Origin of the sequence: Pseudofrankia sp. EUN1h, from assembly GCF_001854645.1 — a bacterium.
In the GTDB taxonomy this organism is placed as follows: domain Bacteria; phylum Actinomycetota; class Actinomycetes; order Frankiales; family Frankiaceae; genus Pseudofrankia; species Pseudofrankia saprophytica.
This window is the reverse complement of sequence record NZ_MBLN01000071.1, coordinates 58889-74195: the sequence shown is the minus strand read 5'-3', so window position 1 is coordinate 74195 and position 15307 is coordinate 58889. Positions and strand designations below refer to the sequence as shown.

At 72.5% G+C, this 15307-nt stretch carries 11 protein-coding genes; 5 read left to right on the top strand and 6 right to left on the bottom strand.

The annotated features are described in order from the left end of the window. Positions 1-3 precede the first annotated feature (3 nt). From BCD49_RS27405 to BCD49_RS42535, 5 genes are all read right to left on the bottom strand, one after another. A complete protein-coding gene (locus tag BCD49_RS27405) occupies positions 4-3819 on the bottom strand; it encodes an ATP-binding protein (protein WP_083401724.1) in 3816 nt (1271 codons plus the stop codon). A 421-nt stretch (positions 3820-4240) separates the two neighbouring features. After that, positions 4241-5128 (bottom strand): MBL fold metallo-hydrolase, encoded by an 888-nt coding sequence (locus tag BCD49_RS27400; protein ID WP_007512400.1) that lies wholly within the window; start codon positions 5126-5128, stop codon positions 4241-4243. After that, complete coding sequence (locus BCD49_RS27395; RefSeq protein ID WP_083401723.1) at positions 5125-6198, bottom strand: NUDIX hydrolase; 1074 nt, start codon at positions 6196-6198, stop codon at positions 5125-5127. The genes BCD49_RS27400 and BCD49_RS27395 overlap by 4 nt, the downstream gene beginning before the upstream one ends. Before the next feature lie 223 nt (positions 6199-6421). After that, positions 6422-6895, bottom strand: coding sequence for a RidA family protein (locus BCD49_RS27390; RefSeq protein WP_027140360.1), 474 nt, complete (start codon positions 6893-6895; stop codon positions 6422-6424). A gap of 101 nt (positions 6896-6996) precedes the next feature. Further along, positions 6997-7164, bottom strand: a complete 168-nt coding sequence (locus BCD49_RS42535) for a DUF4177 domain-containing protein (RefSeq protein ID WP_007512395.1) — start codon at positions 7162-7164, stop codon at positions 6997-6999. Between the two features lie 341 nt (positions 7165-7505). Between BCD49_RS42535 and BCD49_RS27385 the strand changes: the two genes are divergently transcribed. Both BCD49_RS27385 and BCD49_RS27380 read left to right on the top strand, forming a co-directional pair. Continuing rightward, positions 7506-8531: an ArsA-related P-loop ATPase gene (locus tag BCD49_RS27385; RefSeq protein ID WP_116439434.1), complete on the top strand. Its 1026-nt coding sequence runs from the start codon at positions 7506-7508 to the stop codon at positions 8529-8531. Beyond that, positions 8528-9976, top strand: a complete 1449-nt coding sequence (locus tag BCD49_RS27380; RefSeq protein ID WP_007512391.1) for an ArsA-related P-loop ATPase — start codon at positions 8528-8530, stop codon at positions 9974-9976. Before BCD49_RS27385 ends, BCD49_RS27380 begins: the two co-directional genes overlap by 4 nt. Before the next feature lie 410 nt (positions 9977-10386). Here BCD49_RS27380 and BCD49_RS27375 read toward each other — a convergent pair whose 3' ends face one another. After that, a complete protein-coding gene (locus BCD49_RS27375) occupies positions 10387-10746 on the bottom strand; it encodes a WhiB family transcriptional regulator (protein ID WP_071042054.1) in 360 nt (119 codons plus the stop codon). 672 nt (positions 10747-11418) lie between these two features. On the opposite strand from BCD49_RS27375, the gene BCD49_RS27370 reads away from it, so the two are divergent. The 3 genes from BCD49_RS27370 (at position 11419) to BCD49_RS43250 (ending at position 15237) form a co-directional block, all read left to right on the top strand. Further along, positions 11419-13833, top strand: coding sequence for a transglycosylase domain-containing protein (locus BCD49_RS27370; RefSeq protein WP_007512387.1), 2415 nt, complete (start codon positions 11419-11421; stop codon positions 13831-13833). A 288-nt stretch (positions 13834-14121) separates the two neighbouring features. Then, complete coding sequence (locus BCD49_RS27365) at positions 14122-14421, top strand: hypothetical protein (protein WP_007512385.1); 300 nt, start codon at positions 14122-14124, stop codon at positions 14419-14421. A gap of 360 nt (positions 14422-14781) precedes the next feature. Further along, complete coding sequence (locus BCD49_RS43250) at positions 14782-15237, top strand: Pycsar system effector family protein (protein ID WP_131803577.1); 456 nt, start codon at positions 14782-14784, stop codon at positions 15235-15237. The last annotated feature ends 70 nt before the right edge of the window (positions 15238-15307 follow it).

The following is a 15307-nucleotide window of genomic DNA, read 5'->3' as shown; positions in this document are numbered from 1 at the left end:
GGGTCAGGCGGGCGTGACCGTCGTGGCGGTGTCGGGCAGGTCGGTGTCGATCCTCGCGTGGCCGTTGTCGCCGTGCGCCGCGCCGTGCGCTTCGCCATTGGCCTCGCCGAGATGCGAGGCCCGGCCGTCGACGGTGGCGTGGTCCGGGTCGGGCAGGGCGGCCAGCAGCCGCCGGGTCTGCGCCGCCTCGCTGACCGCCTCGGTCGCCGTCGCCGCCCGCAGCGCCCGCAGGTAGGCCTCCCGACCGCCTTCCAGGTCGCCGCTTGCGACCAGCACCGTCCCGAGCGCCCGCCAGGCCAGTACCTGCGCGCGCACGTCCTCGGCGTCCACGGCGACGGCCCGGCGGGCGACCGCGAGCGCCTCATCCGGCTGCCCGGCGTCCAGCAGGGTGCCGGCCAGGTGCGCGTAGGCCTGGCGGCGGGGGAACAGCAGCGTCGCCGGCTCGCTCGCGGCCAGCGCCTCCCGCAGCAGCGCGATGGCCTCGCCCGGGCGCCCGCGCGCCCTGGCGACCTGCGCCGCCAGTACCTTCGCGCCCAGCTGGGCGTGCGGGCGCAGGTCGAGGCCGACCAGCTCGCCCATCGCGCTCTGGGCGGCCTGCTCGGCCTCGTCGACCCGCCCGGCGTCCAGCAGGGTCAGCCCGAGCATCAGCGACGCGAGCGCGCCGACCAGCGCCTGGCCGGCGGCGGCCGCCTCGGCGCACGCGCCGGCGAGGAACTCGGCGCCGGCGTCCGGCTCTCCGGCGCCCCTGGCCGCGAGCCCCTGGGCGACCTTGGTGAGGATTCGTCCCCAGCTGTCGCCCGCGCCCTCGAACAGCGTCTCCGCCCTGCCCGCGTCGGTGCGTGCCGCGCTGATGTCACCGAGCTCCGCCGCCGCGATCGCGCCGATCGTCAGGCAGACGGCCATGCCCCACCGCTCGCCCATCGACTCGGCCGCGTCCACCAGGCCGCGCGCCAGGGCCCGTGCTCGCGCGAGCTGGCCCGACAGCAACAGGACGAGCGCCTCGGTGCCGCTGCACCAGCCGATGCCGCCGGCGTCCTCGAGGCGCTCGAACACCTCCGTGGCCTGCCGCAGGCTGCGTTCGGCCTGCGGATAGTCGCCCCGAGTGGTCGCGCTCCAGGCGAGGTGCTGCAGCGCCCAGCCGACGCCGCGAGGGTCGTCGACCCGGCGGGCCAGCTCCAGTGCCTCGCGGTAGAGCTCCTCGGCCGTGCGGATCCGGGCGGCGCCGTACTCGAGGGTGCCCAGCCGCCGCAGCGCCGCGGCGGCGGCGCGGTCGTCGCCGCCCGCGCGGGCCGCGTCCAGCGCGGTGCGCAGCGCTCGAGTGGCGAGCTCCGCGCGCCCCTGCTTCTGGCGAAGCTCGCCGAGCACGGCGTAGGCGGCCGCGCGCCGTGCCGGGGCGGTGACCCGCAGCGCCGGGCGCAGGGTGCGCTCGGCCTCCTCCAGCCGGCGCAGTGAGACGAGCGCCTCGGCGTGCAGCACCCTGGCGATGTTCTCGTCGTCGGTGTCGATCACGCCGCGGCCGAGCCGGCGGGCGTCGGCGAGCTGGTCGGCGGCCGTGCGATGGTCGTCACGGGCCAGCGCCGCCCTGGCCAGGCGCAGCAGCGCCCTGAAGCCTGGCTCACGCGCCGACCAGGCCGGATCGGCCGGCGCCAGCGCCATCGAGGACGCCAGGTCGAACGCCCGTAGCGCGTGGGTCGCGACGAAGTTCGACACCTCGCGCGACGAGCCGGTCATCGCCGTGACGCCCCAGCGGGCCGCCGTCGAGTGCCGCCGCGCCCGCTCGACCTTCGGCAGCCCGGCGTAGGCGACGTCGCGCGCCATCGGGTGGACGAACCGCCACAGTTGCTCGCCCGCCCGGGGCGGCCGGACGAGCTGGCGCTCGGTGAGCCGCTCCAGCGCCGCCGCGACCTCGTTCGCCGGCCGTTCCTCGACCCACGGCAGCGCCGCGGCCGGGAAGCGGCTCCCGAGTACCGCGGCGGCCCGCAGCACCGCCTTGTCGGTCGGGTCCAGGTCGTCGATCCGAGCCGCCAGGACCGACTGCACGCCGGCCGGCAGCGCCGTTTCGGACAGCGAGCCCTCCAGCACCCAGCGGGGCCCCTCGGCCTCGGCCGGGCGAGTGGCGACGGCCGGTCCCGCGGCGGTGGCTGTCGGTCCGGTGGCTGTCGGTCCGGTGGCGGCGGCGGGCCCACCGCCGACGCCGCCGGGACCGGCCGAGAAGGCGGTTACCAGCGCCGCGACGGGCTGCCGGCGTAGCTGGTCACGGTCGATCAGCAGGTTCAGTAACTCGGCCAGGAAGAACGGGTTGCCGTGCACCCGGGTGAGCAGCGCCGCCCTGGTCTGCGAGCTGAGCGTCTCACCGCTGAGGAAGTCCGACAGCAGCGTCATCGCGGCGCCCTCGGGTAGCGGCCCGAGCGTCATCCCGCGAGCGCCCGGCAGATCCGCCAGCCGTGGGATCTCCCGGTCGAGCAACACCAGCATGATCGGGCCGATCAGCCGGCCCACCAGGCGGCGCAACGCCCCGATGAGCGGGCTGGTGGCCCACTCCAGGTCGTCGACGACGACGATCAGCGGGTGCTCGGCGGCGAGCRCGGACAGCAGCAGCCCGACGGTGTCGACGGCCAGGTCGAAGGACCGCTCGCCGGTGCTCGCCTCGCCGTGCTCCCGGCCGGCCGGGTCGCCAGGGGGCGGCTCGGCGGCGCCGGAGGCCCGCCGGTCGGTCGGGACGCCGAGCATCCCGAGCAGCCGGTCGGCGAGTCCCGCGGGCAGCCGCGCGCCGGTAAGTGGATGGTTCAGCCGTCCTACGGTGCGTCGAACCCGGTCGGCGACCCGGTCCAGGCTGTCGCCGTCGACGACGCCGCAGGCACCGCGGATCACGTCCGCCAGCGGAGCCAGGCTGCGGCCGTCGCCGTGGCGCACGGTCCGGCCCCACAGCACCTGCGCGCCGGCCTCGTCGTGGGCCTGCTTGGCCAGCTCGCCGGTGATCCGCGTCTTGCCGATGCCGGCCTCGCCAGTGATCACGGCGATGGTCGGCGAGCCGGCCTGAAGCGTCTCGGTGAACCAGGTGCGCAGCGTCGTCAGCTCCGTGTCACGCCCGACGAAGGCGGCGTCGTCACCGAGGCCGGGCCTCGCCACGTTCGACGGCCGCAGGCTCACCAGCTCATAGGCCGGCACCGGCTCGCGCTTGCCCTTCAGCGTGAGGTCCGGCAGCTCCCGCCAGGTGGCGACGGAGCGGGTGGCGGTCATGGTGTCCCGGCCGGCGTAGACGGCCCCGACCGCGGCCGCTCCGGACAGCCGGGCGGCGGTGTTCACCGTGTCGCCGACGACGGTGTACGTCATCGACGCCTGGACACCGGCGAGCACCTCGCCGGTGTTGATGCCGACCCGCAGGCCCAGCGGCGTGTCGCCGTCCTCGCTGTCCTCGACCAGGCGGCGGACCGTCTCCTKCATCGCCGCGGCGGCGCGCACCGCCCGCTCGGCGTCGTCCTCGTGCGCGGTCGGCGCGCCGAACACGGCCATGATCCCGTCGCCGGCCAGGTTGTCGACCCGGCCGCCGACGTCGTCGACCTCCTTGGCGAGCGCGGCGAGCACCAGGTCGGTGACCTCACCGACCCGCTCCGGGTCGCGGTCCTCGGCCCACGAGGTGAAGTCGGACAGGTCGCCGAACAGGACGGTGACCACGCGGCGCTCGGCGGACTCCGGCCCCGACCCGGCGAGCGAGGTGAACCGCAGCCCGCAGTGGAAGCAGTAGCGCGCGGCCGGCACCGCCGGTGTTCCGCAGCGCGGGCACCGCAGCGTCCCCGAGTGAGTCGGGACGATCACCATGGCGTCCGTCTTCCGGCTGTGCGCCGTCCGGCCTGCGACCCGGCAGAAGCCACTGGGGTCACCCGCGGCGAACGGGCTGACCCGCCTCGATCTTGGACGTCTCGCACTGGCGGTCCCCCTCTGTCCGGAAAGTCTAGTGGGCTGGGACACGGCCACCGGCCCGCGCGCCGTCGCGGCGTTGTCGGATGTCTGGCAGCGGGCGTCCCGCCGTCGTCGAACGCCAAGGCCTCGCTGCCCGGGCCTGGCGCCCGCCACCCTGCGGGCACAAGGTCCCGGGCGGCCGCGCGACGGGTCTGCCCGCTGTGATGGCGCTCACACTAACAATCTGGCGAGCCGAACTATGCCGCCGAGGCACGAAGCGCCCCGACCGCGTGGTTTCGGTGGCGATGCCGACCCGGGTACCCACGCTGGGTACCCGTGGTCAGCCCTCGTCGCGCAGGTAGTCCAGCTGGGCGCGGACCGAGAGCTCGGCGGCTGGCCAGAGCACGCGGTCGACGTCGGCGTAGACGCGTTCGACGACGTCGCGTGGGGTGGCATCGGCCGGGCCGACCCCGGCGGCGGCGAGCGCCGCCCTGACCTGCTCCAGCCGCTGCGCCCGGTGCGCCAGGTAGTAGTTCGCCGCCCCGCGGGCGTCGGCCAGCTCGGGGCCGTGCCCCGGCAGGACGGCGAGGCCCTCGGGCAGCTCGGCGAGCCGGCGCAGGCTTGCCAGGTAGTCGTCCAGCCGCCCGTCCGGGTAGGCGACCACCGTGGTGCCGCGGCCGAGGATGGTGTCGCCGGTCAGCACCGCGAGCGGCGCCCCGTCCGCCGTCGCCGTGCCGGTCGTATCGCCGAACAGCAGGAACGACAGCGAGTCGGCCGAGTGGCCCGGCGTCGCCATCACCCGCAGCTCGATGCCGGCCACCGCCACGACGTCGCCCTCGACCAGTCCCTCCGAGCCGAGGCGGTGCGCCGGGTCCAGCGCCCTGACCGGCGCGCCGGTCAGCTCGTGCAGCACCGCCGCGCCCTCGCTGTGGTCCGGGTGGCCGTGCGTCAGCAGGATCGTGGTCACCGGCCCCGCCGCGGCCAGCGCGGCCAGGTGCCCCTCGTCGTCMGGGCCGGGGTCCACGACGACGCAGCCGCCGTGGCCGGGCGCGCGCAGCAGCCAGCTGTTGGTGCCTTCGAGCGTCATCGGGCTCGGGTTGGGAGCGAGCAGCAGCGCGGCCAGCGGGTTCACCTGGCGGGGCTGGGGAGACGCCGCCAGGCTCTCGTCGCCCACCGCGCCGGTGGGGGCGGGCCGGCGGCCGCGGCTCGGCTGGGTGCCGGCGGTCATCGCCGTTCCCGTCCCACGGCCGCGGCCGGCGGATTGTCCTCGCCGCCGGCCCACGGGCCGTCGCTGGAGCCGACGGTCAGCGCCGTGATGATCGCGGCGGCGCTGACCGGGTCCGCCGGCGAGACCGGCGGTTCCCGCGGCGGGGACGCGGTGGTGGCCGGCCCGGCGGTCGGGTACTCCGGGTCGTGGGGGAGCAGGAAGTGCACGGCGTCGTCGAAGATCATGATCTTTGGCATGACTGGCGAGATCGCGCGGCCGCCCGCGGCCCCGAGCACCTCGGCGACGCTGGCGAAGCCCAGCAGGTCGGAGAGCATCCAGGCGGTCGGCGGCAGCATCGCCATCCGGCCGGCCTCGTGCCGTTCGAGAGCCTCGGCCGGGCGGATCCAGAGCATCTGGTCCGCCTCGCCGGAAAGCTCGCCGGGCACCTGGCCCGGTGGCAGGGCCGCCATGAAGAACCGGGTGTCGTAGCGGCGGGGCTCGACCTCCGGCGTGATCCAGCGAGCCCACGGCGCCAGGAGGTCCGCCCGCAGGGTGAGCCCGTGGCGCGCCAGCAGCCCGGCGAGTGTGAGCTCACGGCGCTCCATCGCCTGGCGGTCCGCCAGCCAGCCGGGTCCGGTCAGGCCGACCGAGGCCGCCTCGGGACCCGAGGCAGTCGCCGGCCCGACTTGCCCGACTTGCCCGGTCTCGCCGTCGATCGCGGGACCGGCGACCGCGGGGCCGGTGGCGTCGGCGKGGATGGCGAGCAGCACGCCGCATTCCTCGAAGGTCTCGCGCACGGCGGCCTGGACCAGCGCCCGGGCCAGCGCGGCGTCCGGCTCGAGCGCGCTCATGAGCTCGGCCAGCGGCCGGCCGACCCAGGGCACCTCGAAGCCACTGTCGGCCGGGTCCACCCGTCCACCGGGGAACGCGAACACCCCGCCGGCGAAGGCCATGGTCCGCGCGCGCTTCACCAGGAAGGCCTCCAGGCCCGCCGAGGTGTCGCGAAGCAGGACCACAGTGGAGGCGTGCCGCAGGGGCGCCGGAGGGCCGGCGTTCGCGGCCAGCACTCCGCGCGGCGAGGACAGCGGCATCGGCCGCCGCAGCCGGGTGACCAGCGCGGCCCGGGGTTCCTGCCGGATCCGGGGTCCCTGCCCGATTGGCGAAGCCGATCGGGGAGGTCTGGGAGCTTGCGGAGTCGATCTGGGAGGTCCGTGATCAACCACCTGTCCGATGGTAGAGACCCCGCCGACGACGTGCCCCTGATCTGGACCGCGCCGTGGTCCGGGGCAGGGCCGCCGGCGAACGTGGCCCGGTCTACGCCCCGTCCGGTTTGACGACGGCGACCAGCTCCACCTCGACGGGGGAGCCGAGCGGGAGCGCGGCCACGCCCACGGCGGACCGGGCATGGCGTCCGGCCGCCCCGAACACCTGGCCGATCAGGTCGGAGGCGCCGTTGATGACCGCCGGCTGGCCGGTGAAGCCCGGCGCGCTGGCGACGAACCCGACGACCTTGACGATCCGGCGGATCCGGTCCAGCCCGCCGGCCGCCTCGGCGGCGGCGGCCAGGGCGTTCAGCGCGCAGATCCTGGCCAGCCCCGCGGCCCGCTCAGGATCCACCTCGGCGCCGACGAGCCCCGTCTCGGTCAGCTTGCCGGCCACCAGCGGCAGCTGCCCCGCCGTCCACACCCAGTCACCGTCGCGCACCGCCGGCACGTAGCTGGCCTGCGGCACCGGAACCGGCGGGAGCTCGATGCCGAGCGCCTGCAGCCGGGCCGTCGGCGTGGTCACCGAGTCGTCAGTCGGGGTTCCTGCCGGATCGGCGACAGGGTCCCTGCCGGATCGGCGAAGCCGATCCGGCAGGTCGGCGATCTGGGAGGTCGGCGGGTCGGTCACGAGCTGGCCTCGCCCTTCGGCCGTTTGAAGTAGGCGACCAGGCTCTCCGGGTTGGGCCCGGAGATGACCTGCACCAGCTCCCAGCCGTCCTCGCCCCAGTTGTCGAGGATCATCTTCGTGGAGTGGATCAGCACCGGGACGGTCACGTACTCCCACTTCTGCATGCCCGGACCCTATCGGCCTCGTGATGCCGGGGGTCCCGGCAGATCGCGGGTTGGCCCAGGAAGGCTGACGGATTTCGGGCCAGTGCGGGTCCGGCAGGCCGAGAACGGCGGGGAGGGCTGTCCAGGTGGCGACCCAGGCGTCGACCCGCGGCGTCGACCCGCGCGGACGCCACGCGCCTCGCGCCGCGGCGGGCTCCTTGCCGACCAGGGTGTTTGCCGCCGGCCGACGCCGCCTGGAGGACGGGGCCGCGGTCCGGTGCCGGCCCAGTGTGATCAGGATTGTCCGACCGGGTGGCGGCGCCGAGGCGAACGACGGGGCCAGCGCGGGTACGGTCGTGGCCGTGACGGCCTCGGAACGCGACCGAAAAGGCGAGAAGCCCGCCGGCCCGTGGCGGCGCCGGCTGCATGTGGTCACCGGCAAGGGCGGGACCGGGAAGACGACCGTCGCGAGCGCGCTGGCGTTGGCGCTTGCGACCGGCGGGCAGCGGGTGCTGCTCACGGAGGTCGAGGGGCGCCAGCAGATCGCTCAGGTCTTCGACACGCCGCCCCTGCCATACCGGGAGCGGAAGGTGGCCAGTGCCCCCGGCGGCGGCGAGGTGTACGCGCTCGCCGTCGACGCGGAGGAGGCGCTGCTGGAGTACCTGGAGATGTTCTACAACCTGCGCAGCGCCGGAAAGGTGCTGGGCAAGATGGGCGCGATCGACTTCGCGACCACGATCGCTCCGGGCGTGCGCGACGTCCTGCTCACCGGCAAGATCAAGGAAGCGGTGAACCGGCCGGACGGCACCCGGCCGAGCGGGCTCGCCTATGACGCGGTCGTCCTGGACGCGCCGCCGACCGGCCGGATCACCCGGTTCCTCAACGTCGCGCGCGAGGTGGTGGGCCTGGCGAAGATGGGGCCGATCCGCTCGCAGGCCGACGGGGTGCTCGCCGTGCTGCACTCCGGGCAGACCGCCGTGCATCTGGTGACGCTGCTGGAGGAGATGCCGGTGCAGGAGACCGTCGACGCCGTCGCCGAGCTGCGCGCCGCGGACCTGCCGGTCGGCGGCGTGGTGGTGAACATGGTGCGTCCGCCGCTGCTCGGCKCCAAGGAGCTGCGCGCGGCCCGCGCGGGCACCCTCGACGGGGAGGAGCTCGCGGCCGGGATCAAGGAGGCTGGCGTCGAGCCGACGGAGGAGCTGATCGCCGAGCTCGCCAGGGAGGCCGCGCAGCACGCGGAACGGGTGGCGCTGGAGACGGCGCAACGGGTCGAGGTGGCCGCTCTCGACCGGCCCATGTACGAGCTGCCGCTGGCGACGGACGGGATGGACATGGGGATGTTGTACCGGTTCGCGGAGATGCTGCGGGCGCAGCGGATGGTCGGATGACGCCGGCCAGCACGCCGCCGGCCGCGGGAGGCGGGAAGCCCTCGCCMGGCCCGAAGACGCCACCGGGCGCGCGGGCCCAGTCCGCTCCGAAGCCCGGGCCGGCCCCGAAGTCCCAGTCGGCCCCGAAGTCCCAGTCGGCCCCCAAGTCCCAGTCGGCCCCCAAGTCCCAGTCGGCCCCCAAGTCCCAGTCGGCGTCGAGGGGAGCGAGCCTGGCCAAGGACAAGGACAAGACGCGGGCCGCCGCCGCGGCCGCCGGCCAGGCGGGGTCCAGGATCCGGGCCCGGGTCCGCCCGCAGCCGGCCGGGGTGCCGCGCCTGGACGTGGACGAGATGCTCGAGACCGAGCGGATCATCGTGTGCTGCGGGTCGGGCGGGGTGGGCAAGACGACCACTGCCGCCGCGCTGGCCCTGCGCGCCGCCGAGCGGGGACGCGCCGTCGTCGTGCTGACCATCGACCCGGCGCGGCGGCTCGCGCAGTCGATGGGCCTGACCGAGCTGGACAACTCCCCGCGCGAGGTGCTGGGCGTCGACCGGTCGGCCGGCGGGCGGCTCGACGCGATGATGCTCGACATGAAACGGACGTTCGACGAGATCGTCCTCGCGCACTCGACCCCGGAACGCGCGCAGCAGCTGCTCGAGAACCCCTTCTACCAGTCGTTGTCCAGCTCCTTCTCCGGGACGCAGGAGTACATGGCGATGGAGAAGCTCGGGCAGCTGGACGCGGCCGGCGACTGGGACCTGATCGTCGTCGACACCCCGCCGACCCGTTCCGCGCTGGACTTCCTCGACGCCCCCAGCCGGCTCGGGACGTTCCTGGACGGCCGGTTGCTGCGGCTGCTGCTCGCACCGGCAAAAGCCGGCGGCCGGGCATACGTAAAGGTGCTCGGTGTCGGTTTCGGAATGTTCACGAAGGTGCTCACCAAGGTCATCGGCGCCCAGCTGCTGACCGACGTGAGCCAGTTCGTGTCGGCGTTTGAGACCATGTTCGGCGGTTTCCGCCAGCGTGCGGAGAAGACGTACAGGCTGCTGGGCGCTCCGGGAACGTCCTTTGTGGTGGTCGCCGCGCCGGAGGTGGCGGCGCTGCGGGAGGCAAGCTATTTCGTCGACCGGTTGGAGACCGACGGGATGCCGCTGGCCGGGTTGGTGGTGAACCGCATGCACCACGGCGACGGCCGGTCGTTGACGGCGGAGCGCAGCCTGGCGGCCGCGGAGAACCTCGCCGAGCACGGGGAGCATCCGGTGGCCGCGGCCGTGCTGCGGGTGCACGCCGACCGGCTGCGGCTGGCCGAACGGGAGGCGCGGATACGGGAGCGGTTCACCTCGGCGCACCCGGACACCCCGCTCGTCGAGGTCGAGGCGCTGGCCGACGACGTTCACGACCTGATCGGTCTCCGGGAGATCGGGGACGCGCTGGCGGGTGATGAACGTCTCGCCCGAGTGGGCTGAGAGCACTACCGCAGGGGTGACTCGAACGGGMGATTGCCCAGTGAGAAAGTCCGTGCTATCGGGCCAGGCCTAGAGCCAGGGCCCGACGCGGGCGACCTGCTCCTAGGCGAGCGTGCCCGCGCGGCAATCGTCGCGGTACCTGGCCGGCCGTAGGATTTCGCGTTCCGCGTTCGCGGGGCTGCTGACCAGGGAAGATACGGGAATGCGCATCCACGTCGGCCACGGTGCGCGCCCGGCTGTGTGCCATGGGCGCGGGTGGCCGGACGATGCGGGCCACCGGAAAGGCGCCCGCGCGGCGGGCGGTAATACGAATCATGCCCATCGTGACCGAGCTTCCTCGGCGGGCATCAACCGGGATCCCGTGCGCGACGCTGCGCCGGGTTCCGGTTGGAAGGGCTGGCCGGGAGCGGCTAGCCGACAGAGCTGGCGCGGTGATCCGCCTGGGCGTCCGCGAGGAGCTTCCTCCAGGAACGGACATCCGGCCGGCGCCGCAGCAGCGCGCGGCGCTCCCGCTCGGTCATGCCACCCCAGACACCGAACTCCACGTGATTGTCCAGGGCGTCCGCCAGGCACTGTGTTCGCACCAGGCAGCCGAAGCAGCGGGTCTTCACCCGGTTCTGCGCGGCACCCTGGACGAACAACTCGTCCGGGTCGACGTCCMTGCAGGCCGCGACAGCGGTCCAGTCGCCGTCGGCGATGCTGCTGACGACACCGGTGGTACTGCCGCCACGACGAGCAGTGGTGACGGTCGGGGTTGGGCTTCTGGTCATGCCACCTGCCTTTCGAGAGAGACCGTGGTCAAGGGACCCGTGCGGGTGACGTGGCGTCGTTGGCGTCGTGCGAAACCGTACGGAGTGCCGTGGCCACGGCACAGACCCCACTCGGGTGGTTATCGGTATGACTAGTCCGGGCCATTGATGCGAACCAGACTGTAGGACCGTTGATGGCATCCGCATGTCAACCGGATGACAGCACCGTCTCGTTTGTGTCTTGCGCGTTTCTCGGTCAGACCACCTCCGGTTCACCTTCTCGCCGCGCGGCGCGTGCCCGTTCCGCGCCGCCTCGGCGGCCGTCACCGACGACGGCTCGCGCCCGACCTGCGTGGACGCGCGCAGCCTCCGGGCCGCCGACGGGCCGGGCGGTCTCCCAGCCGGGGCCGCGGGCCCCTCTGACGGCCGTTGGGCGGCCCGAGTGAGCGGCTCCACGGGGCCGGGCGCCGACAGGTGGCGGACGACGGCGCTCGTCCGCCTGCCCGCGCCAGCCATCGGCTGGGCGGGCTCACGAGGTAACCTCACCCCGCCACCTCCGGGTAGCGCGCTTGCCCTGTGGTCCGCGTATGGGTGGAACGATGCGTCCGTCGGGCGTCGCTTGGCAAGTGGTGTTAATCCGTGGGGGATCGTGCTGGGGGCGGACGGAGGTTCCGACACCATGAGGGCACGCGCGTGAGCGCCGCGGCTGCCCCCCGTCGGGGGCGCCGGGGCTGGACCTTCGCGGCCAGGAGGCTGGCCGGTGCGCTGTTCGCGAGCATCGCCGCGGGTGTGGTCGTCGCGCTCCTCGCCGTGCCGATGGTCGGACTCGTCGGGCTCACGGCGAAGAGCGGGGCCGACGATTTCCTCTCCCTCCCGGAAAACCTGACCGTCACCCCGCTCGTCGAGCCGTCGAAGATCCTGGACGCCCACGGCAGCGTCATCGCGACGCTGGTGGGCGAGCAGTATCGCGAGGTCGTTCCGCTGTCCCGGGTACCGCTGGTGATGCGAAACGCCATCGTCGACATCGAGGACGCGCGGTTCTATGAACATTCCGGCGTCGACTACCGGGGGATGGTCCGCGCCTATCTCGCCAACCGGGAAAGCGGCGAGGTCAGCCAGGGCGCCTCGACGATCACCCAGCAGTATGTGAAGAACGTTCTTCTGCAGGCGGCGGCAACTCCGGAGGAGCGCAAGGCGGCGACCGCGCAGACGGTCGACCGCAAGCTGCGCGAAGCCCGGTACGCGCTTTATCTGGAACAACACCTCAGCAAGGACGAAATTCTCGAGCGTTACCTGAACATCGCGTACTTCGGCGACGGTGCCTATGGCATCCAGGCCGCCGCGAAACGCTACTTCAACGTGGACGTCGAGAAGCTGTCGCTTCCGCAGGCGGCGCTGCTCGCCGGGCTCGTGAAGAACCCGACGGCCTACAACCCGGTGCTGCACCCGCAGACCGCCGCGGAGCGGCGCGACCTGGTTCTGGACGCCATGCTCGAGCACAAGCACGTCACCGGGGCGGACCTGATGACGGCGAAGGCGGCGCCGGTGAAGCTCGACCAGCCGCCGCACTCCGCCGACTCCTGCGCGGACTCGTACGCGCCGTTCTTCTGCGCTCAGGTCCGCCAGATGCTGCTCGACGACCGGACCTTCGCCCCGACCCAGGACGCCGCGCGCAAGCTGCTGTTCGAGGGTGGCCTGACCATCAGGACCACGCTGGACCCGATCGCCCAGGGGGCCGCGGACTCCTCCGCTCGTGAGATCGTCCCGCCGGGCAACCGGGTCTCGGCGGGCGTCGTCACCGTCCAGCCCGGCACCGGCGACGTGCTGGCGCTGACGGAGAACCGGGACTACGGCGACCCGGCCGACGGTATGTCACCGTCGACGACGGGTGACTTCGTCCATACGAAGCAGGTCTACCCGACCAACGAGACGTCCTTCTCTCCCGGTTCGACATTCAAGATGTTCGCCCTGGCAGCGGCACTGGAGAAGGGCATGCCGCTGTCGACGACGTTCAACTCGCCGGGCTGCTACCAGTCCAAGATCTGGCAGAACCCGGACCCGACGGGGAAGAACTGCTACGGCAACGCGGACCCGAACGAGGCTGGCCTCTACTCGCTGACGACCGCGACCTGGCACTCGGTGAACACCTACTACATCCAGCTCGCCGAACAGGTCGGCATCCTGAAGATCGCGGAGATGGCGCGCCGCCTCGGCGTCAGCTCCTGCCGCGTCCAGGCCCAGACGTCGAACCTGCAGTCCGACTCACCCTGCCACGCCGTCGACGGCGTGAGCTCGGGCGACGGGTCGTTCACGATCGGCTCGAACGAGATCAGCACCCTCGACCTCGCGACGGCCTATGCGACGATCGCGGCACACGGCAAGCGCTGCGACCCGCGGTTCGTCATCTCGATCACGCAGCGCGTCGGCGGCTCGGACCGGCTGCTCGACTACCACAAGCCCGCCGACTGCGACCAGGTGCTCAACCCGCAGATCGCGGACACCGTCTCCTCGGTGCTCGAGGGCGTCATCAACAGCGGCACCGCGACCGGCAACGGCCACATCGGCCGTCCGGCCGCCGGCAAGACCGGCACCGCCGAGGACTTCAGCACCGCCTCGTTCGTCGGCTTCGTTCCTCAGCTGGCCACCGCGGTCACCCTCGCGGACCCTCGCGGCCCGTCGACGCACCAGCTGCGCAACGTGCTCGGCTACCAGCACGTCTACGGCGGCGACCTGCCGACGAAGATCTGGGCACGGACGATGACCAGGACCCTCGACGGCCTGAAGCTGCCCGTCGAACAGCTACCGCCCCCGGACAACACCCAGCCGGTCGTCCCGATGGTGATCGTGCCCAACGTCACCGGCCAGACCGTCGCCGCGGCCGCTGCCGCGCTGCAGTCGCAGGGCTTCACCGTGCAGCTCCTCGGCGACCCCGCCGGCATCGTGCTGGCCACCTCGCCCCCCAGTGGCACGAGGATCCCGCTGAACCAGCCGGTGACCCTCGTCGCGTCAGGCGGCGTCGTCGCCCAGTCAACCCCCGTAAACCCAGGCAATGGCAACGGCAATGGCAACGGCCGCGGCGGCCCCTTCGGAAGTCCCTTCAACCGCTAGCGGTACCTCGCCGGATCGCCGACGACGGTGGTCCGGCGCTCGGCCGAAGCGTAGCCGGCGCGGGTTGGGAGGGGTTCGGCGTGTCGAGGCAGGTGAAATTGGGGCGGAAGGCGCGGCCGAGCCCCCAATTTCGGCTGCCTCGAAGCTGACCACCGCCCAGCTACAACGAGAAATGAGCCGAGCCGGTGACGCGCGCAGCGCGAACCACGGGATGTCGGGGCGGAGGCCCTGACTGTCGGGGTTCTAGCGGGCCAGCGCCCACACCCGGACGGAGAGAGCGGTTCCTCGTTGTCCCCGCGCCTCCTGACCGACCGGAACGCGAAGCCCTGCCGGCTCACACCCGCCGCGCGGCGCTGGCTGGGCCTGGGCAAGGGATACTCCGACTGGGGCTACGCGAAGAACGTCAAATGGAACACCTACGGCGCCATGGTGACCGTGACCTACTACTTCCAAGGCCTCACCGAGACGGTCCAGATCTACCCGAAGGGCAAGAACGGCAGCGGCATCTCGACCAACGGCTACGAGACCTACGCGAACGGCGGCGGCCGCTACCTGGCCCTCGAGACGTACCACCGCTACGGATCCTGATCGCGCTGATATCTGCTCGCGCCCGGCCGTCGATCTCTCACACGGGACGGCGATCATGGCTCTGACCTGTTGGAACGCCAATATTCGCCCGACGGGAAGCGCGTGCGACCACACATCGTCCGCGCGGTGCGACGCCTCGACGGGCGCGGGCGGCTGCGTGGCGGGTCGCCGGGTCGCCGGGTCCTGGCCATGCACGGCGTGAGCGGCTCGCCACGCCTTCGACCTTGCCAGCGGCCCGCCGCTGAACGTGTCGTCGCTGTGCTCAGGTATCGGCGCGTTCGACCACTCGGGTAGTCGGAGCAACTGGACCCCGGCGACCTGTCACCCCCGCTAGATTCGGCCAAAGGTGAGGGGGACGCAGTGGCTTCCGACATGCAAGATCGCAATCTGAACGTCGCCGAAGCGACGCTCACGGGCACGCTCGACCGATGCGACAATAAGGCGAGCTTCCTGCTCGCCCTCACGGGCGCCGCAGTTACGGTTGTGCTCTCCAACCTTCCCAAAGCGATTCATCACACAGTCGCACTGTCTATCTATATTTCTGGTATTGGCGCTTGGGCTACGGCCATCATTTTCTTGCTACTGGCAGTACGACCACATCTAAAGAATGATGACGGGGCTAGCTGGCCGCATTGGTCACGGTTATCGTCGGCCGATATTCGTGAAAGAATGACCGAAGATCGCAGGTCTGCTCGAATAAGAGTTCTGTCGCGAATGGCCCATCACAAATTCTTCTTCATTCGTTGGGCCATAGATCTCATCCTTACGGGCATCGGGCTCATGATAGTCGCCACACTATGTATAGCTGTTAGCTGACTTTAACGACACGCACCAGGTGCCTTGAATCGAGGCCCGTGCGGCACCTGGAGTTCCGAGTGCCTGGCGC

Bases quoted from the DNA above. Each gene is read 5' to 3' on its own strand.
- BCD49_RS42535 (WP_007512395.1), bottom strand. From the start codon at position 7,164: ATGCAGAAGTGGGAGTACGTGACCGTCCCGGTGCTGATCCACTCCACG.